General features: G+C 35.8%; 16 protein-coding genes and 2 tRNA genes. 7 read left to right on the top strand and 11 right to left on the bottom strand.

What is annotated here, in order from left to right:
• Position 1: 1 nt before the first annotated feature.
• From OZP13_RS12745 to OZP13_RS12720, 6 genes are read right to left on the bottom strand one after another with little or no spacing between them, the layout of a single operon-like run.
• Positions 2–766: a class I SAM-dependent methyltransferase gene (locus tag OZP13_RS12745; RefSeq protein ID WP_269240496.1), complete on the bottom strand. Its 765-nt coding sequence runs from the start codon at positions 764–766 to the stop codon at positions 2–4.
• A complete protein-coding gene (gene map / locus OZP13_RS12740; RefSeq protein WP_281297374.1) occupies positions 766–1,584 on the bottom strand; it encodes a type I methionyl aminopeptidase in 819 nt (272 codons plus the stop codon). The genes OZP13_RS12745 and map overlap by 1 nt, the downstream gene beginning before the upstream one ends.
• A 41-nt stretch (positions 1,585–1,625) precedes the next feature.
• A complete protein-coding gene (locus OZP13_RS12735; RefSeq protein WP_281297373.1) occupies positions 1,626–3,035 on the bottom strand; it encodes a TolC family protein in 1,410 nt (469 codons plus the stop codon).
• Positions 3,035–4,384: an HlyD family secretion protein gene (locus OZP13_RS12730; RefSeq protein WP_281297372.1), complete on the bottom strand. Its 1,350-nt coding sequence runs from the start codon at positions 4,382–4,384 to the stop codon at positions 3,035–3,037. Before OZP13_RS12730 ends, OZP13_RS12735 begins: the two co-directional genes overlap by 1 nt.
• Positions 4,385–4,388: 4 nt before the next feature.
• Positions 4,389–6,047, bottom strand: a complete 1,659-nt coding sequence (locus tag OZP13_RS12725; RefSeq protein ID WP_281297371.1) for a peptidase domain-containing ABC transporter — start codon at positions 6,045–6,047, stop codon at positions 4,389–4,391.
• A gap of 4 nt (positions 6,048–6,051) precedes the next feature.
• Positions 6,052–6,726, bottom strand: coding sequence for a TetR/AcrR family transcriptional regulator (locus tag OZP13_RS12720; protein ID WP_269240493.1), 675 nt, complete (start codon positions 6,724–6,726; stop codon positions 6,052–6,054).
• Between the two features lie 231 nt (positions 6,727–6,957).
• Between OZP13_RS12720 and OZP13_RS12715 the strand changes: the two genes are divergently transcribed.
• Positions 6,958–8,232, top strand: a complete 1,275-nt coding sequence (locus OZP13_RS12715) for an acetyl-CoA hydrolase/transferase family protein (protein ID WP_281297370.1) — start codon at positions 6,958–6,960, stop codon at positions 8,230–8,232.
• Positions 8,233–8,277: 45 nt separating this feature from the next.
• Here the strand turns inward: OZP13_RS12715 and gpmI are convergent, their stop codons facing one another.
• Positions 8,278–9,795 (bottom strand): 2,3-bisphosphoglycerate-independent phosphoglycerate mutase, encoded by a 1,518-nt coding sequence (gene gpmI, locus OZP13_RS12710; protein WP_281297369.1) that lies wholly within the window; start codon positions 9,793–9,795, stop codon positions 8,278–8,280.
• A 142-nt stretch (positions 9,796–9,937) separates the two neighbouring features.
• Positions 9,938–12,238: a DUF5916 domain-containing protein gene (locus OZP13_RS12705; protein WP_281297368.1), complete on the bottom strand. Its 2,301-nt coding sequence runs from the start codon at positions 12,236–12,238 to the stop codon at positions 9,938–9,940.
• Positions 12,239–12,521: 283 nt separating this feature from the next.
• Between OZP13_RS12705 and OZP13_RS12700 the strand changes: the two genes are divergently transcribed.
• Positions 12,522–13,244, top strand: coding sequence for a murein L,D-transpeptidase catalytic domain family protein (locus OZP13_RS12700; protein ID WP_269240492.1), 723 nt, complete (start codon positions 12,522–12,524; stop codon positions 13,242–13,244).
• Here OZP13_RS12700 and OZP13_RS12695 read toward each other — a convergent pair.
• Complete coding sequence (locus OZP13_RS12695; RefSeq protein WP_281297367.1) at positions 13,233–14,819, bottom strand: L,D-transpeptidase family protein; 1,587 nt, start codon at positions 14,817–14,819, stop codon at positions 13,233–13,235. The two genes, OZP13_RS12700 and OZP13_RS12695, sit on opposite strands and share 12 nt — an antisense overlap.
• Positions 14,812–15,258, bottom strand: coding sequence for a GNAT family N-acetyltransferase (locus OZP13_RS12690; RefSeq protein WP_281297366.1), 447 nt, complete (start codon positions 15,256–15,258; stop codon positions 14,812–14,814). The genes OZP13_RS12695 and OZP13_RS12690 overlap by 8 nt, the downstream gene beginning before the upstream one ends.
• Before the next feature lie 134 nt (positions 15,259–15,392).
• Here OZP13_RS12690 and OZP13_RS12685 point away from each other — a divergent pair.
• Both OZP13_RS12685 and OZP13_RS12680 read left to right on the top strand, forming a co-directional pair.
• Positions 15,393–15,465: transfer RNA gene (locus OZP13_RS12685), tRNA-Gly, on the top strand.
• Between the two features lie 70 nt (positions 15,466–15,535).
• Positions 15,536–15,611: transfer RNA gene (locus tag OZP13_RS12680), tRNA-Gly, on the top strand.
• A 27-nt stretch (positions 15,612–15,638) separates the two neighbouring features.
• On the opposite strand, the gene pepE is transcribed toward OZP13_RS12680, so the two are convergent.
• On the bottom strand, positions 15,639–16,349 hold the full coding sequence (gene pepE, locus OZP13_RS12675) for a dipeptidase PepE (protein WP_281297365.1): 711 nt from the start codon (positions 16,347–16,349) through the stop codon (positions 15,639–15,641).
• A gap of 244 nt (positions 16,350–16,593) precedes the next feature.
• On the opposite strand from pepE, the gene OZP13_RS12670 reads away from it, so the two are divergent.
• The 3 genes from OZP13_RS12670 (at position 16,594) to bamP (ending at position 18,998) form a co-directional block, all read left to right on the top strand.
• Entirely contained in the window at positions 16,594–17,310 is a 717-nt protein-coding gene (locus OZP13_RS12670; RefSeq protein WP_281297364.1) for a carboxypeptidase-like regulatory domain-containing protein, read from the top strand.
• Positions 17,300–18,064 carry a peptidase associated/transthyretin-like domain-containing protein gene (locus OZP13_RS12665; RefSeq protein ID WP_281297363.1) on the top strand — a complete coding sequence of 255 codons (765 nt, stop codon included), beginning with the start codon at positions 17,300–17,302 and terminating at the stop codon, positions 18,062–18,064. Before OZP13_RS12670 ends, OZP13_RS12665 begins: the two co-directional genes overlap by 11 nt.
• Before the next feature lie 187 nt (positions 18,065–18,251).
• Positions 18,252–18,998, top strand: a complete 747-nt coding sequence (gene bamP, locus OZP13_RS12660) for a BamP family beta-barrel-assembly machinery protein (RefSeq protein ID WP_281297362.1) — start codon at positions 18,252–18,254, stop codon at positions 18,996–18,998.
• Positions 18,999–19,022: the final 24 nt, after the last annotated feature.

Here is a 19,022-nt window from a genome sequence, read left to right as displayed (position 1 = left end):
ATTACTTAAAACAAACCGGTATAATTTCGCCTTTGGCCAAGCAATATTTTTCGACCAATTCAGGAGCTATTTTATTGGTGTAATCTTCTTCGACAACTGTAAAACCAATGCTTCTCAGTTTGTCAAAATAATCGCGGCCATAAATGCGAACGTGGTCGTATTGCCCAAATATTTTGGCGCGTTCTTTTTGGTCGGTAATGGAATCGTCGGCAAATGTCACATCCCTTTTCAAGTCTTGCGGAATTTGGAGAATTGCCATTCCACCTGGTTTCAAGACGCGGAATAATTCTTTCATAGCCTTGGTGTCGTCCGGAATGTGTTCCAAAACGTGGTTGCAGAGAATGACGTCGTATTGATTGTCTTCGAAAGGCAAATTGCAAATATCGGCTTTCACGTCTGCTAGTGGCGAAAACAAATCGGTTGTGGTGTAATCCAGGTTTTTTTGCTTGCGGAACAATTTGTAAAAAGCTTGTTCTGGAGCAAAATGCAATACTTTCTTTGGTGCCGTAAAAAAATCGGTTTGTTCGTTTAGATATAGCCACAACAAACGATGTCTTTCCAACGAAAGCGTGCTTGGCGAAAGCACATTGTTGCGTTGTTTTTCGTACCCGTAAGGCAACATCGATTTGAAACTTTTCCCGTCGATTGGATCGGTGAATTTGTCTCCTTTTAACGAAAAAGCGATAATTGGTCGCGCCACATAACTCAAACGAATTAATAGTGGACGAGGAATGGTATTGAGGATGAGTTTAAAAAGTTTCTTCATTATAAAACCAATGGGATTTTTCTAAATTCATCTTCTTCATTACTCTCGATTCCCAATGCTTGATAGATATAGGCAAACGTTGATAAAATTTCTGGTTTTCCGTCAATGATGGCTACGTCGTGTTCGAAATGGGCGCTTGGTTTTCCGTCGGCGGTGAGGATTGTCCAGCCGTCTTTGAGTTGTTTGATGTTTTTGGTTCCCAAATTAATCATCGGTTCGATGGCGACAACCATTCCTTCGACGAATAATTTTCCACGACCTTTTTTGCCGTAATTGGGCATTTCTGGATCTTCGTGCATTTTTTGACCAACACCGTGACCCACCAATTCACGAACCACGCCATAACCGTGTGCTTCGGTGTATTTCTGGATGGCATTTCCCACATCTTCCACTCGGTTCCCTAATCTGAATTCACGGATTCCAACATACAAAGATTCTTTGGTAACCTGCAACAACTTTTTGGTTTCTGGAGCCACTTCGCCAATTTCGAATGAGTAGGCATGGTCTCCGTGAAATCCATTTTTATAGGCACCACAGTCAACTGAAATCACGTCGCCACTTTCCAATGGTTTGTTGTTTGGGATTCCGTGTACCACTTGTGCATTCGGACTCATGCAAAGCGAGTTTGGGAAGCCGTACAGACCAAGGAAACTTGGTACTGCACCGTGGTCACGAATAAATTCTTCGGCTAATTTGTCTAGGTGTAAGGTGGTAACTCCGGGTTTGATTTCCGAAGCAATCATTCCTAAAGTTTTGGATACGATTAAAGCACTTTCGCGCATCAATTCTATTTCTTCTCTTGTTTTTTGGATAATCATATTTGAATTTTCAGACGGCAAAAATACAATTTTAAAATTATTTAATTAGGATTAGCCATTATTTTATAGAGTTCGGAGTTGGAAGTGTAAAAACGATTTTCTAAAGCAATTTGGGAAAGTTGTGCGCTGACTAAATTATTTTCACGGGTATTAATTAGAAATAGCGAACTCTCTCCTAATATAAATAATCGCTCCTCGGATTTTAACATTATATCGTAATCTGAAACCAATTTGTTTATTAATTTTTGTTGTTTGGTCAAGGACTGGATTTCGGTTTTTTGGGCACTGATTTTGTTTGTCAATTGTACTTTTTCTACATCTCGTATGAACTCGGATTCCTGGATTTTGTATTGTGCTAGTTTCAAACCGCCTCTTTCTTTTCTTAAAAACAAGGGGAAATAAAAATCAACGCCCACTTTGTAATTATCCGAATTATTGGGTATGGCTGGATTTGGCTGGGCCAAATAGGAGTATCCAACATCTATTTTTGGCAATAGCATGTTAGCTTTCATTTTTTTCTCTACGGTCAATAAGTCTATTTTACTTTGTAAAGCTTCAATTTTTGGATGATTCAGTACTGAAAATTCAGGATTGACTAAATCGCTTATGTTCAAAGTTTCTTGAATGGTCTGATTTAGGCTTTTCTCGGGAATAATAACATCTGCAAGTTCTAATGGAATATTGTTTTCAATCCAAAGAAAATTCGATAAATCCAGTTTGGCTTTGGTTAATTTTAATTTTGAATCTTCAAGAGCGAGCAATCTATTTTTAACCACAATCCCCGCTTCAATGCTGTCAATTGCTGGTTTGTCGCCTTCTTTTATCAGCGATTCGATTCCTGCATATCGCTTTTTCGCATTGATAGTATAGCTTTCGTACAACAAATATTCTTCGTAGTTTTTTTTCCAATTGAAATACGCAACAGAAGCGTTGTATAAAATCGCAATCGCTTCCAGTTTTTGTTCCGCTTGACTTAACTTTACTTGAATTTTTGCTTTTTGCAAATCGGCCATTCGTTGATTAATGAGCAATCCTTGTCCAAGAGGAACACTTATTCCGAGCGATGTCAATCCATTGCTTGGCGTCTTGTTTTGTGGATTGAGATAATAACCTTCGTTTTCGTCAAATCCTGCTTTTATGTCGATTCCATACCAAGTCGGGATTTTGAAACTGCTGTTTAGGATAGAATAATATTCGGTTCCCTGAAACTGTTTTTTGTTGTAGTCCAATTCCAATTTTGGGTCAAAGCCACCACGTGCCATCATCAAGTTGGCTTGCGCTTTACTGATTTCCAAGTTGGCGTTTTTGACTAATGGATGGTATTTTTTCACAAAACCCAAGTACTCGTTATAACTCAGTTCTTTGGAATTTGTTGGTAATGTAGATTCGTCATTTGACTGACCGTAAATGGTAGTTCCTATCAAGACTAGTATAAAAAGAAGTTGTTTCATTATTTCTTTTCTTTTGAAGGTTTCTCTTTTTCCTTGTAATAATTAGGCGGAAAACCATTAAGGGTTCTCCAGAATTCAAACCAAACCGGAACTGTATTTAGCAAAGCCATAGTTTGCGCACCTGATCCCATGCTCAATTGTTTAGGCCAAGGCGCTTCGTTTTTGTCTGGGGCAATTAGGATTCTAAATTTTCCATTGTCACTGATAAAGTTTTCAATAGCTACAATTTCACCGCCAAAAGTGCCATAAGACATATCTGGCCATCCCGAGAAAACGATTGTCGGCCATCCGTCAAACCATACTCTCACTTTTTCTCCTTTTTTGATTAAAGGCAAATCAATTGGATCTACAAATGATTCAACGGCAATATCATATTTAGAAGGCATAATTGTTGCAATTGGGGTTCCTTCTTTGATGTTTTCGCCAATGCCCGATTGCAAAGTTCTATTGATGTATCCGCTTTGTGGCGCTTTGATGTAATACAGTCCATTTCGAATGCTGTAATTAGCGTATTGATTCTCCAATTTGCTTACTTGAGCTTCGGTGTCGTATTGGTTGCTCATTGCTGTATATTGATCGCTCTGTGCTTTGGAAATCTTTTCGGAATACTCGGCAGTAATTCTGTTGATTTCTACTTCGGCATTGATGAATTCATTTTTGCTGGTGTAAAATTTATTCTCTTGAGTGATGATTTTAGCTTCAACTTCCTGAAGTTTTAGTCGTTTTTCTTCCACGTCCGACAAAGCTTTTAAGCCTTCTTTGTTTAATTGTAAAGAACGATTGAATTGGGTATTGGCAATTTTTAATTGCGTTTTCACGGCGACAAGATCTATGCTGTCACTTTTTATTTTCAAACGAGCTTGTTTTATTTTATTCTCGGCTTGTTTGAGTTTCAATACTTTTTCTCTTTCTATTGCCAGCATTTGATTCGAAAGTGTTGCTACTTTAGAACCATATGATTCTAATGATTGTTTTTTGGCATCTACTTGGTTTTTAGTGTTTTTTACCAAATTGGGATCCATATAGTCTTCTTTGATTTCAGATATAAAAAGAATTGTATCGCCTTTTTCAACATAATTACCTTCTTGTACATACCATTTTTCTATTCGACCCGAGATTACGGATTGAATGGTTTGGGGTCTTTGATTGGGTTTTAAAGTTGTAACTGCTCCTGAACCTGAGATGTTTTGTGTCCAAGGCAAGAAAAGTGCTATTAAGGTAAGTATGGAAACCGCAAGAATTATTCGATTCAATATTTTATAATGTGGTCTGTTGCCCAAATTCTTGACAGTAGAATATTTTTCAAGAGCTTCATTGTTCAATTTGTTTTTATTGGATATGTTTAGCATACTCTTATTTTTTGGTGTCAAATAATATGGTTCCTTTTTGCATTGTGATTTCTCTGGTGCATTTAGTAATCCAATGTGGGTTTTGAGACGAAACGACTACCGTCCATTTGTTTTTTTCTGAAGTAATAAAATCGATAATTTCATTGGCTACTTTCACATCCATTTTATCTGTTGGTTCTTCATAAAATAAAATATTGGGCTTGTGAATAATGCTTCTCGCCAACAATATTTTTTGGACGTTTGAAGCAGACAACTCTTTTCCTTCAGGTAGAATTTTAGTATCCAATCCTTTGGGTAAAGTTTTGATAAATGGAGTAAGTTGAACGGCATCTAATGCCCATTTTAAATCTTCGGAGCTGATGTTTTTGTCGTTGAAAGTGATGTTTTCGAGAATAGTTCCCTCAAAAGGGGTTTCTCCTTGAATAATACTTCCTATTCTGGAACGGTATTGTTTAACATCTATTTTTTTAAAGGTATCATCGTTGATAAAAAAGTTGCCCGAGCTTGGATGCAACAAACCTGAAAGTACTCGAATCAAGGTTGTTTTTCCAGATCCGTTTTCTCCGTCAATTATGATTTTCTCTCCTGGATTTATTTTTACATTGATGTTCTTTAAAATTCCAAAAGTAGTTTCCGGAAATTGAAACTCCATATTTTCTGTTTCAAGGCTGATATCGGTGTAACAACTTTTGTTCACTATGACAACTTCTTCTTCCAATTCCATATCGGTAACTTGCCCAATTTTTTCCACTGCCGTCAATACATCGTAGAAAGTCTCCAGGCCAAGGATGATTTTCTCAACCGAATTGATTACCAATAAAATGATGATTTCTGCTGCGACAAATTGCCCAATATTCATTTGCTGATTCAATACTAAATAACCACCAATGATTAGTAAACTCGCCGTAATGATTACCTTGAAAAGAATCAAGTGGCTGAATTGCCTTTTGATTACATTAAAATGGTTTTCGCGACTGTATAAATAATCTTTTATTATTGCATTGTTTTTTTCTAATGCAAAATCATAGTTGAGCTCGTTTCTGAAACTAAAATTGTTTCTGGCTATTTCTTGTAGCCAGTTCGCTGTTTTGTATTTGTTTTTGGATTCTTTTAAGCTGGTTTCGATTCCTTTATTGTACGAAAATTTAAAAATAATATATAAAAGGATCAGCAATAAAATTCCGAAAACAATAAAGAAAGGATGGTATAACGACAATAAAACAACTCCAAAAACAATTTGTAAAATAGCTGCTGAAAAATCGACTAATAATTTTGAAGTCCCTTTTTGAATGGTAAGTGTGTCAAAAAATCTATTGGCTAATTCTGGGGGATACTGGTCGTAAAGTTCTTTGAATTCTATTTTGGGTAATCGAGAGGCAAATTCAAAAGAAGAGCGTACAAATATTTTTTGTTGCAGGTTCTCCGTGATTCGCAATTGCATTAATGACAAAATACCAACTAACACTACACCAATAACTACCAGTATTATCAAGACAATCCAAGATGCGCTAACTCGCCCGGATTGAATGAAATTTACTATGGCTTGAATGCCCAGTGGCAAAGACAAACTCACGATACCGGCAAAGATGGCATAGAAAAAAATTTGTGAAACATCTTTTTTGTCTAATTCTAAAAGATTGTAAAGTCGTTTTAATGAAGTCATATTTTTATTTTTTGAGTAAATTTTCAATAAGGTTGAAATAAAAATCTGTTGGACTTGTCGTCTGGTTACAATCGGTGACAGATTGCATGTGATCTTTTAAAAAGTGCTGGTGTAAAGCTCCTTCAACAATACTTGAGGCAAGGCTTTTGGCATATAAATATTCTGGGTTTACTTCTTTTATAAAAGATGTTATTCTATTAATGACCCTGATGTAGATAAAATAAAAACCTTCTTTGTTTTCTTGGTCCACTTCTTTGGTGTGGAAAGTTTTGGTAAACTCTGCAATAATGATTTTGTTCAAAATAGATTCATTGATGTGCAGTGTTTTTTGGTCGTCTTCTACCTTTTCAGTGACTATTGAAATGGCTTTTTTTAGTTTTTCCAAAGAATCAGAATAATTTGATGTAGCAAAAACTAATCGGTATTCAATCCAACTCCAATACCACGATGATAAATAGACTAATAATTTATGTTTATTTTCGAAATAACGGTAGATAGAACTTTCATTGGAACCAATTTTTTCTCCCAGTTTTTTAAATGTAAATTCCTCAAAGCCGATATTGTCAATCAAAAGGATACTTTCTTGAATAATTTTCTTGCCTAATGCAGAAGTTTCAGGATCTTTTACATAGAGCTTTTCGTTTAATTGAATTTTTATATTTGATAAAATTTGATCCATTTCCAATGTATTAAGTTGCAAATATAATAGTATTACTTTTAATATTGAGACTTTAACTTTTATTTAATATAAAAAGAATACTTGTGGCATAATTTAGAAATAAATTATTCGGCTAGTTTGCACAAAAGAATACGGTCAAAAAACCGATTATATAAATATTTGATTGGATATGAGTTATGTCTTTTTTTTTTTGGGTAATAATGATGTAACTTTAATCCAAATTTAGTCTTTATGAGCAAATATGTGACTGCCGAAGAAGCAGTGAAAGTTGTAAAATCAGGTGACAGAATATATCTTCAAGCCGCCGCCGCCGCACCTACACTATTGGCAAATGCCTTGACAGAAAGAGCTTCAGAATTAAGAAATGTAGAAATATGTCATTTACACATAGAAGGCGAAGCGCGTTATGCGAATCCAGAATTGGCCGACAGTTTCCACGTGAATTCTTTTTTTATCGGGACAAATGTAAGGCACACCCTAGTTTCGGGAAATGGTTCCTACACGCCGGTTTTTTTAAGTGAATTGCCTTATCTTTTCAGGAAAAAAGTATTGCCCTTGGATGTGGTTTTTATTCACGTATCGCCACCGGACAGCCACGGATATTGTTCTCTTGGAGTTTCGGTAGAAGCTACATTGGCGGCAATTGAAAGTTCCAAAAAAGTAATTGCTCAGGTGAATCCGCAAATGCCGCGAACTTTTGGAGACGGCATTCTTCATATTTCCGAAATTGATTTTTTGGTTGAAATTAATACGCCAATTTACGGTCACGAAACGGAAAAAATTTCCCCATTGGAAGACAAAATAGGCAATTATATAGCTTCCTTGATTGAAGATGAAAGCACTTTGCAAATGGGAATTGGTTCCATACCAAATGCAGCTTTGTCTAAATTGTCCAATCATAAAAACTTGGGATTGCACACCGAAATGTTTACCGATGGCGTGATTGATTTAATCGAAAGTAACGTCATTAACGGCAATTATAAAGGAACGGGCAGGGGCAGGGCATTGGCCACTTTTTTGATTGGTTCCCAACGATTGTATGATTTTGTACATGACAATCCTTTTATAGAAATGAAGGAGTCATCGTATGTCAATGATACGGCAAGAATTCGAAAAAATCCAAAAATGGTTGCCATCAATTCAGCCATAGAAGTGGATATTACGGGTCAAGTTTGCGCCGATTCCATTGGTGCAAGAATGTATTCCGGCGTCGGCGGTCAAATGGATTTTATTCGCGGTGCTTCATTGAGCGACGGTGGAAAAGCAATTATTGCGCTACCTTCCATAACAAAAAATGGGGATAGCAGAATTGTCCCTTTTTTAAAACAAGGAGCGGGCGTGGTTTCGACACGTTCCCACGTACAATATATTATCACCGAAAACGGAATCGCTGATTTATATGGCAAAACGCTGAAACAACGCGCCATTGAAATGACCAAAATTGCACATCCAAACCATCAAGAATGGATTGACAGGGAATATTACAGTTTGATAAATGCCAAATAAAAAGTCCCGCAAGTTGCGGGACTCCTTATGAAAAATCACTAATTATTATAGTAGTGAATGTCTGGTCATAATTGCGGGTTTTTCAATTCCCATCAATTCCAAGATGGTTGGGGCCATATCTCCCAAAACTCCGTCGTGAACTTCTTTTAATTCTGGATCAACTAAAATAAAAGGAACTGGATTTGTGGTATGCGCCGTGTTTGGACTTCCATCAGGATTTATCATCGTTTCGCAGTTACCGTGGTCTGCAATCACCAATGTTGTGTAACCATTGGCCAAAGCCGCAGTGATTACTTTTTCGACACATTTGTCAACGGCTTCACACGCTTTTATTGCCGCACTCATCACTCCAGTATGTCCTACCATGTCTCCATTGGCAAAATTGAGGCAAACAAAATCCACTTCGCCTTTTTCCAATTCTGGTACTAATGCATCAGCCAGTTCATAAGCACTCATTTCTGGTTGCAAATCGTAAGTGGCTACTTTTGGAGAGTTTTTCAGGATTCGGCTTTCACCTTCGAAAGGTAATTCTCTACCTCCAGAAAAGAAGAATGTAACGTGAGGATATTTTTCTGTTTCGGCGATTCTTATTTGTTTTTTGCCTGCTTTTTCCAAAACTTCACCAAGGGTTTCGGTGATATTGTCTTTGTTGTAAACCACTTTTACGTTTTGGTAGGTTTCGTCATAGTTGGTAAGCGTAACATAGTACAAATTAAGTTTGTGCATGTTTTGCTCGTGGAAATCTTGTTGCGACAAAGTTTCGGTCAATTCACGTCCTCTATCCGTTCTAAAGTTGAAGAAAATCACGACATCACCTTCTTTTATGGTAGATAACGGTTTGTCATTTTCGTCAACGGCAATAATTGGATCGATAAATTCGTCGGTTATGTCTTTTGCATAACTTTCTTCGATGTTTTTTGCAACGTTTTTCGAATGGGTTCCGGTTCCGTTTACCAATAGATCATAGGCGATTTTAACTCTTTCCCAACGTTTGTCACGATCCATGGCATAATATCTTCCAACTACCGATGCAATTTTTACCGTTGTTTTTGAAATATAATTTTCTAAATCTTGAATATATTTTGCTCCTGATTTTGGATCTACGTCGCGACCATCCGTGAAGGCGTGAACGAAGACTTTTTGCAATCCAAAATCTTGGGTTGCGTCAATCAAACCTCTTAAGTGAGAAGTATGGGAATGCACGCCGCCATCTGAAACCAATCCAAGAAAATGCACGTCCACATTTTTGTCTTTGGCATATTGGAAGGCGTCAACTAATACAGGTTCGGTGTTTAATGTTTTGTTTTCTACGGCAAGATTTATTTTGGCCAAATCTTGGTATATAATTCTTCCTGCGCCAAGGTTCATGTGTCCAACCTCAGAATTTCCCATTTGTCCTTCTGGCAAGCCCACGTTCAAGCCGTCGGTTCGAAGCTGTGCGCTTGGGTATTTTGTATATAAACTATTGATGAAAGGAATGTCTGCATTGTCAATTGCTGAAACTTTCGGGTCTGGAGATTTTCCCCAACCGTCCAGGATCATGAGGATTACTTTTTTGTTCATTGTGAAGTGTTTTTATGCAAAGATAAAGCATTTCTAAAAATGTTTTAGATGATAAAAATCACTATTGTGCATTTTTAAGTTAAGAATTGAAAATAATGCAAATTGTGTCGGAGAAGCGGTCTTTTCTTGAAATAAATGTATTTTAACGTTTGTTTTTCAGGGAATTGTAGTCAATGTAGTAGCGTAGGCTGATCGAAAAAATATTGGTCAAGTTGCCGTCAAAAACATTTTCAAGGTTTGTATGTGCATTTTTTTCGACAAGGTTTGTGCTTTCTTGTGCATAATTTCTATATAAGACAGAAAGTTCGCTTCCTGGGGCAAACCACCAAGAGTAGGAAAAATCTAAATTCCATGAGTTGAAATTTCTGTTTTTGTTTTCTGAATAACTTGGGTTTGGCGTTAAATAACCATCGTCTTGAAGTGTGAAAAATTCGTGGTTTTCAGAATAGGACCAATAATATCTTGCAATAAGATTAAAAGTCATTTTGTTGGTAATGGAATATTTGCCCGTTAAATCATGTTGCACAATTTCTCGATTGCGTTCAGCAAAAATAATGTCGTCATTGTCAAAACCAACCCAGCCTCTGTCATTTATCATGTGAGTGTATGCAAAGTTGTAAAACAATGAAAATTTATCGTTAAATCGGTATTTTAGACCAGGAGATATGGCATATGTTGCTCTTTTATCTTCATCAAATTTTTCAATAGTTCCGTCTATATCAGTGCTAAATTTCTTGTTTTGGTCGGATCCGTAACGAGAATATATAGATGCGCTTTTAGGGATGTAAACATATTTCCCAATTTCACGTGGTTCGTAAAAATCAAATCGATCTAATGGGTTGATTTGAAAAAGAAATTCAAGATAATGGTTTTTTAATGTCGTTGCTTTGGCAATAATCTGATACCAGGCTTCCTGGGTTTTACCAGTCGTATTTTGTCTTTCAATATTTATGTTTTGAGAGGCTTTGAAAGTATTAAAAACTTTTGTCGGGTTCACGATTCTATAACTTGTTTCGGCATAAGCGGCGTGGTAATTTGTAACAAAAATGATTCCCAAATCATTAATATCGTAATTCTCGGACAGGTATTTTGTCGAAAACAAATACCTGAATTTTCCACTGGTTTTCGCAAAATTCAGGGCTGTTTTGAAACCGTCATAATCTTCCTCTTCATTGATGTAGCTATATTTAAAGTCTCCAAACAAATTGTATGTATTGGATTTTGTGTTCAAATCAAACAATAAAGCTGAAGCATTGGCATCACGAAAACTGCCATTTCTAACGGTATTTGTATTCACAAAGGAAACGGATGAGTTTTGATTAAAGCGTTGGTCAAAAACCAAAACATTATAATTGGCCAATGGTTCAATAACCTCTTTTCTTGATACATTTGTTATGGTGTCGCGAATGGTGGCATATGTTTTTTCGGTAACGGCATTCAAAACTCCAATTCCTAAACCTTTGTATGTCCGACCTGAAACTTTTACGGCATTGATTAAATCGACAGTGCTTGGATAGTCGGTAATTTCTTCGTTAACCTTTGTTTCGGGTTCGATAAATGGTTCGCCACCAATTCTTCTGGAATAAAACAAGCCGCCTTTTGCAAACAAGTCGGTTGCTTCGGTAAAAAAAGGCCTGTTTTCGTTGAGTTGCTGCTCGAAAGGCTCCAGATTCAAAATGGCATTGTCAAACTTGGTTTGTCCAAAGTCAGGAACTAATATGGCGTCAAGTGTAAATGCATCGTTTATTCCATATTTGATGTCCATTCCTGCTTTAAACGTTTTGTCGGAATCGGATCCATTTTGTTGATAATAAGCCGAAGTATATGGTATAAAGAAAAGTCTGGTAGGCGTTTTTATGTTTTCAATTCCTTCCAGAATTCCTTCTTGCGTAATTATGGAACCTATTTTGGTATCAATGTGATTCCAAGTATATTTTTGGAAATCCCGTTTTATCTCGCGCATAAAATTGATGCCCCAAGTTTGTTTTTCGGCTTTTGAAAATCGTAATGCAGCATAAGGAATTTTCATTTCTACAACCCATCCAAAATCGGTTAGGCTTACTTCGCTGCTCCAAATGGCGTCCCAGGTATAATCCTCGTTGTCTTCTATGGCCAAACAATCCATTTGAACGCCGGCGGCACTTACATAAAACCTGAAATCCTGCTGACCATCATTGTATCCATTGATGGAAACCATAAATTGATCTGAAATTCCGGCAACATCACGATTAGTTAATTCTTTTGAAATTTTATTGGGTTCCTCATCGCGTAATATGGCCAATACATAAATGGCGGTATTGTCATAGAGAATTTTTACCTCTGTCTTCTTGCTGTCGCTGATGGGTTTTCCATTATCAGGTTCATACATAACAAAATCTGTCGCAATTGGGGCAGATTTCCAAGTTTCTTCGTTGCTTTTTCCGTCAATGACGATGTTTTCCATAGTCGATTTTGCCTGAAGTATCTTTTTTTGGCTGTAAGAGCTAAAATTGATAAAAATCAAAATAAGTAGAGTTGAAGAGTAAAACTTCGGCATATATTATGATTATGGTTAAGCAAAAATAGTAAAATTAACACAAAAAGCAAATAAAATGTGAATTTTTACAGCAAAGAGGCTGGCGTAATTTGGCTGTCTAAATCATATTTTTTTCTTAATTTTTGAGAAAAATTGCATTTATGTAATACATTTGCAGTCCTTAGTTTGAAGTGTAACCTATACGTTGTCAATGATTTATAAGATGTTTCTTGCTGTTTTGTTTCTTTTGTTTTCGTTTTATTTCAAAGAAGAAAAATTTACCAATCCCGAAAATTCCAAAAAGCCAGAAGTTGCCATTGTGTCTAAACCTAGCTTCGAGTCTAATGTAGAAGTGATTTATAAGTCGCTTAATACTAATCAATTTGCCTTGCCTAATATCGAAAGTTTTAAAGAAGCCTTGAAAGGGTTTTATCTTTTGAAAGAAAAAGGATTGATACAAAAAAACATAATAACCTTGGTGGATTTTAGTTTGTCTTCTAATGTTAAAAGGCTTTGGGTGATTGATTTAGGTACAAATACCATTTTGTATAATTCCTTGGTTGCCCACGGACGAAATACTGGCGAGGAGTTTGCCAACAGTTTTTCGAATGCCAATAAATCCTTTAAAAGTAGTTTGGGATTTTATGTCACGGGTGAAGTATATAAAGGAAAACATGGAATGTCTTTGAAATTGGACGGTCTAGAAAAAGGTGTGAACGACAATGCCAGAGAAAGAGGCGTGGTAATGCATTCGGCAAATTATGTTTCAAACGCATTTATCAAGTGTAATAAAAGATTGGGAAGAAGCCTGGGTTGTCCAGCTATTCCGCAAGAAGTACTCAGTGAAATCGTTAACACGATAAAAAACAAATCCTGTTTGTTTATATATCATCCTTCAAGAACTTTTAAAGAAATTTTTGATTCAGCTTCTTAGTTTGTCATACAAATCGGCATCCAGATCGTAGATATCATCTCTAAAAATCAGGGTGTTTTTTTCGCTCCAAGCTGTCCAATATAGGACATGGATTTGGACTTGTTTTTTTATGTTAATCTGTTTCGTTTTCTCGCTTTGGAGCGTTTCGGTAATTTTTTCTAAATTCCAATAGGCTGCGTCGTCTAATAAATATTCGGTTAGTTCTAATGGATTGTCAACCCTGATACAGCCTGAACTCAAGGAACGTTCGGATTTTGTGAAAAATTCTTTATGATTTGTATCGTGTAAATACACAGAAAAACGATTAGGAAAAGTCAGCTTGACCATTCCCAGCGAATTAAAGGTTCCGGGGCTTTGTACATAACGATAGCTATTTGCATTGGATAATCTCCAATTGCTTGCAGGAACTAAGTTTCCGTTTTTGTCATATAATTTGATGTTTGTTTGGGCTAAATAGTTTCGGTTTTTTAAAATGGCCGGGATTACGTCTTCTCTCAGAATAGTTGGAGGAACGGTCCAAGTAGGATTAAAAATCGCTTGTGTCAACTTTGAAGTCAAAACTGGAGTTTTTCTTTTAGCTCTTCCAACAATTGCTTTATGCGTCCTGATCGTGTCTTGATTTTTAACCAAGGTTAATTTATAATCAGGAATATTGATGATTATATATTCGTTTCCCATTTCTTTTGGAAACCATTTCCATCGTTCCATGTTGGCAATGATTTGCTCTCTACGCTGTTTTTTCGAAAAGTTAAGCGATGCAACAGTTCCTTTTCCAATAACTCCATCCGCCGCCAATCCGTGGCGAGTTTGAAATTTTTTTATGGCTTGGGCGGTTTCTTCGTCATAAATAGGTGTCAAGCTGTCTTTTGATTGCATGTCTTTCCAATAAATTAGTCTTTTTTTGATGCCAATTAAAGAGGGATTGGTGTCGTTTTGAACAATTTTATTTGTTATTTCTATTCTTTTAAAAGCATCTTTTGGTAAAGTGTTAATTATTTTGAGGGCTTTTTTTAGTTTTTTGTAAACAAGATGCTGGGGTTTCAAAAGTTCAATTTTATAGGCCAACGAGTCACTTTTAAGTAGATTGACTATTGTTTTGTTAATGTCTATTTTGTTTTCTTTCAAATCCCAGTTTTTGTACAATTCTCGGGGATTTAACCTTCCATTGGATAAGTGTGAAATGTATTTTTGAAAGCTTTGAGAAAGTAAAATGTCATAATTTGCCATTTCCTGATTGTTTAGACTGGTGATTTTTCTTTCAAATTTTCTCAACTTATTTACATTGTAATCAGCGGGATTTAGTCCTTCGTCTTCGGAATTGTAGAGTTCTTCCAAGATAATTTTTCTGTTTTCTCCTGATAGCCAAATAATTTTATGATCGGTAGATTTATACAACTCATTGAGTAATTTGTTTTTGAAAGATTGTACCAAAGCACTGTCGACCAGAAATGTTTTTGCTTCTGGTTGAATTGCCGGAATTGGAGTTGATGAACTAAGAGTTGCTTTCTTTTTTGTTACTTCTTTTTCACAACTGAAAACATTGAATATCAGAAATAAAATAAAAAATTTATTCATTTTTATTATTTTTAAACATTATGATATGTTCTCCAACATCGGGAATTGCAAAAGGTGTGCCTGTTTTTTGGTATCCCATTTTTTCATAGAATCCGCAGGCTTCCATTCTCGCATTGAACCAAATCAAGTCCGCACCTTGATTTTTGCATTCTTCTTCGCATTGGATGATGAGTGCTTTGCCAAAATCTTTTTTTCTGTGATTTTCCAAAACAGCCATACCTTGAATTTGTAACTGGTTTTTTTCCAAGAAAACAGGGTTGTTTTTTTTGAACAATGAAACGATGCCAACTAATTCCTGATCCAAAAAAAGTCCAAAATGAAGAGTTGTTTCCAAGTCGTCACCATCAAAGCGGCAACTCTCTACAGGTTTTCCTTTTCGAAGCACGGGAAGCCTTACAGGATAGGTCTCTGTGGTTGCTATTTTTTTTATAATTGCCATAATGGTATAAAAATAATGAATTTCTAACAATTTAGTTTTAAAACGGTTATGGCAAAGTTGGTGTTTTCAAAAAAATAATCAAAAAAAAACTTGCAAATAAACTGAATGATTAAGTATATTTGCACCGTAGTAATGCGAAAGTAGCTCAGTTGGTAGAGCTCCAGCCTTCCAAGCTGGTTGTCGCGAGTTCGAGCCTCGTCTTTCGCTCTAAAACCTCAAACGAAAGTGTGGGGTTTTTATTTGTCTTTTAAAAGCAAATATAAATTTACAAAATAATGCGAAAGTAGCTCAGTTGGTAGAGCTCCAGCCTTCCAAGCTGGTTGTCGCGAGTTCGAGCCTCGTCTTTCGCTCCAAAACCTCAAACAAACGTTTGGGGTTTTTTATTTTAAATAACTCAAGTCCATTCCGCTTTTAATTTCCACTGCAGTTTGATTCGGCATAAAGAGTCTAGCCTGCAGTGTGCCTTTCAAAGTTGTTTTGTCTCCTTTTACTTCCAGCCAACTTCCTTCTCTAAGTCCTAAAACGGGAACATTATTGAACGAATGAAACTCGTTTATTCTCATTTCACGGGTTTCTCCCATATGTGTTGAGTCGAAATCTGGATCAAGATAATGAGGGTTCAAATTAAAAGGAATCAATCCCAATGTTACAAAACTGGGTGGATAAATAATGGGCATGTCATTCGTGGTTTGCATTGTCAGTCCGCAAATATTGCTTCCAGCGCTTGTGCCTAAATAAGGAGTTCCTCTTTTTACGGTTTCGGCAAGAACGGTCATAATCTTGTTCTTGTACAATTGGGTTACCAACAAAAAAGTGTTTCCTCCACCGGTAAAAATTCCTTGTGCATTGGTGATTGCTGTGGATAAATCTTCAAATTCGTGAATGCCTTTAACTTTTTTATTTATTTTGGCGAAAGCCGAAGCAACTTTTGCAGTGTATTCTTCGTGTGAAATTCCGCCAGGTCTTGCAAATGGTATAAATAATATTGTTTTACAATGTTTGAAATGAACACTTAATTCGGGTAATAAATACTCTAAATAATCTCCTCCGTGAAGCGTGGATGTGCTGGCAATAATTAAATTTTTACTCATAAAATTTTAAAATTGTTTTTTTTTTTTTTTGGAATTCGTGACCCGAGCCTAAAAGGCGAACGAACGAAGTAGTCTTCGATTTCATTTTATTTGAACAAAATAAGTTTGGGTTAAAGGTATAAAATCGTGTTTTTTATTGAGACTTTTATGGCTTTTAATTAACATATATTTACCAAGTCCTTAATACTTAATTTGGAAGGCATTGCGATACTTTTACACCTAAGAATGTTTGACTATCCTGTTGATGAAAATAAAATTATGCCTCTTCTTTATTTTGGCTGCCAATATAGTTTTGGCTCAAGAATCAGGCGGGACTGCCTTGAATGGTAAAATCAATGCCAATACTATTGATCTTGAAGGGATATATGTAATCAACTTGAAAACCGAAAAATCCACCATAACCGAAAAAGACGGCTATTTTTCGATAGCTGCCATTCCGGGTGATACGCTCTTGTTTTCGGCGATACATCTCAAAGAGATTCGGGTTGTTTTGGAAAAAAAAGATTTTCAAACCGAGTTTCTCGTTAAAATGGAATCCAGAATTACCAGTTTAAAAGAGGTCGTTGTTAAAAGATATGACAATATTAATGCTGTTGATATGGGAATTTCACCAAGCGGAATGAAACATCGAACTCCTGAAGAAAGGAAATTGTACACCGCAACTTCAACAGCAGGCGATGCCCTTTTAAATTTTATGTCAGGCAGGACAGCCATGCTCAAAAAGGAAATAGTAGTAGAAGGTAAATTGTCTTTCATAGATCAAATTGACAATATGTTTAATGAAGATTATTTTAGAAAAACATTAAAAATTCCATCAGAATATGTTAAAGGTTTTAAATATTACATTGTTGATAACGAAAGATTTACCTCTATTTTGAAATCTAAAAACAAAACTCAAATCGAGTTTGGGATGGTTTCTTTGGCAGAAAAATACAACCTAATTATCTCGGATGAAAAGTAAAATTATACTATTTGTTTTGGGTTTATTTTTTCAAATTACTTTTGGTCAAGCAACTGGCGAGAAATTGATTCACGGAAAAACAGTGACTGAATCAGGGAATGTCGCTGGAGTTAACATTGTTAATTTGGTTAACGAAAAAAGCGCGGTAAGTGACAACAATGGCGACTTTTTTATTTTGGCGAAAGCCGATGATTTGTTGGTTTTTTCTTCCGTGAATTTGGAATATTATCGCAGATCAATCGAGGAGGAAGATTTGAAAACAGAGGTTTTAATTATTAAGTTAACGGCAAAAACCACCGAGCTCGATGAAGTGGTAGTCAATAAACATTTTGAAATTAATGCCGTCGACTTGGGGATTTCTCCCTCAGGAATAAAGCATCGAACCCAAATGGAAAGGAGGTTGTACACGGCGGGTGATTTTAAACCTATTGATTTGTTAGGTCTTTTAGGCGGGTCTTTGGATGTCGATGCCTTCTTGAATAGTGTAAATGGTAGAACGGCAATGACTAAGAAATTGATAAAATTGGAAAATAAAATAAGTTTGTTGGAAAAAACAGACCTCCTTTTTGAAGACGAATATTATGTAAATACCCTAAAAATCCCAACGGAATATGTAAAAGGTTTTCAATATTATATTGTTGAGAACGAAAAATTTATTACAGTTCTGAAATCCAAAAACAAAACTAAAATAGAGTTTGTGATGGTGTCTTTGGCAGAAAAATATAATCTAATTATCGCTGCCGAGAATAAATAAAATGCATATTTTTTCTTTGAACAAATTATTGGGAAGTTGCAAGAATTCCTGTTGATTAGTTCAGGTAATTTTCGTAACTTTCCTATGGTTGAATACTGTATCGTATTTCTTCTTTGTGTTCTCAAAAAAAACACCAATGCCTCACGAATGTTGTATTGGTCAACTAATTTAACGAAATCATTTCAAGATGAAAACTAAAAACATAATTCTTGCTTTCTGTTTGTTTTGTCAGTTTTGTTTTGGACAAACATTGACCAGGAAACCATTACACGGTATGGTTGTAAACGATTCGGTCAGTATTCAAAGTGGTTATGTTCTTAACGTGAATTCAAATTCAAGGGCATTTATAAAAACTCAAGGTTTTTTCGATATCATGGCAAAAACAAACGATACCTTGCTTTTTTCGAGTATGGGGTTAAAGCCGAAGAAAATTGTCTTGTCTGAAAAGGATTTTGCTGTTTCGGTATTAATAATAAAAATGAACACACTCATAAATCCATTAAAAGAAGTTGTTGTTACCAATACGGTCATAAAACCAAATCTAGGCAATATTCAAAACATTATTGACACGGAATATTTTGATGACAAACAGTCTTCGCCGGACAATCCCTTGATGCCAACGGAGATAAAATACGGAATGGACGTTGATCGAATAGGGAAAATGATATGGAAATCGTTCTTCAAAGAGAATGTCTATAAGGATAAAGAAGTTGACTATGGCGATTTTACCGAAATTGTCCCAAAACGAATCCATCCCTTTTTTTTTACCAATACATTGAAGCTGAAAGAGGATGAAATTGGGCTTTTCCTGATTTATTGCGAAAACGATCCCAAATCGAAAGCGCTCCTAAAACCCGAAGCCGAATTTGAGTTAATTGAATTTCTGGTCATCAAAAACGAGGAATTCAAAAGATTTACTACATTTGAAAAATAAAAATCAAGAATCGATTTTTCGTTA

It is taken from the genome of Flavobacterium limnophilum (genome assembly GCF_027111315.2).
Classification (GTDB): domain Bacteria; phylum Bacteroidota; class Bacteroidia; order Flavobacteriales; family Flavobacteriaceae; genus Flavobacterium; species Flavobacterium limnophilum.
This window is presented reverse-complemented; position numbering and strand designations above follow the sequence as displayed.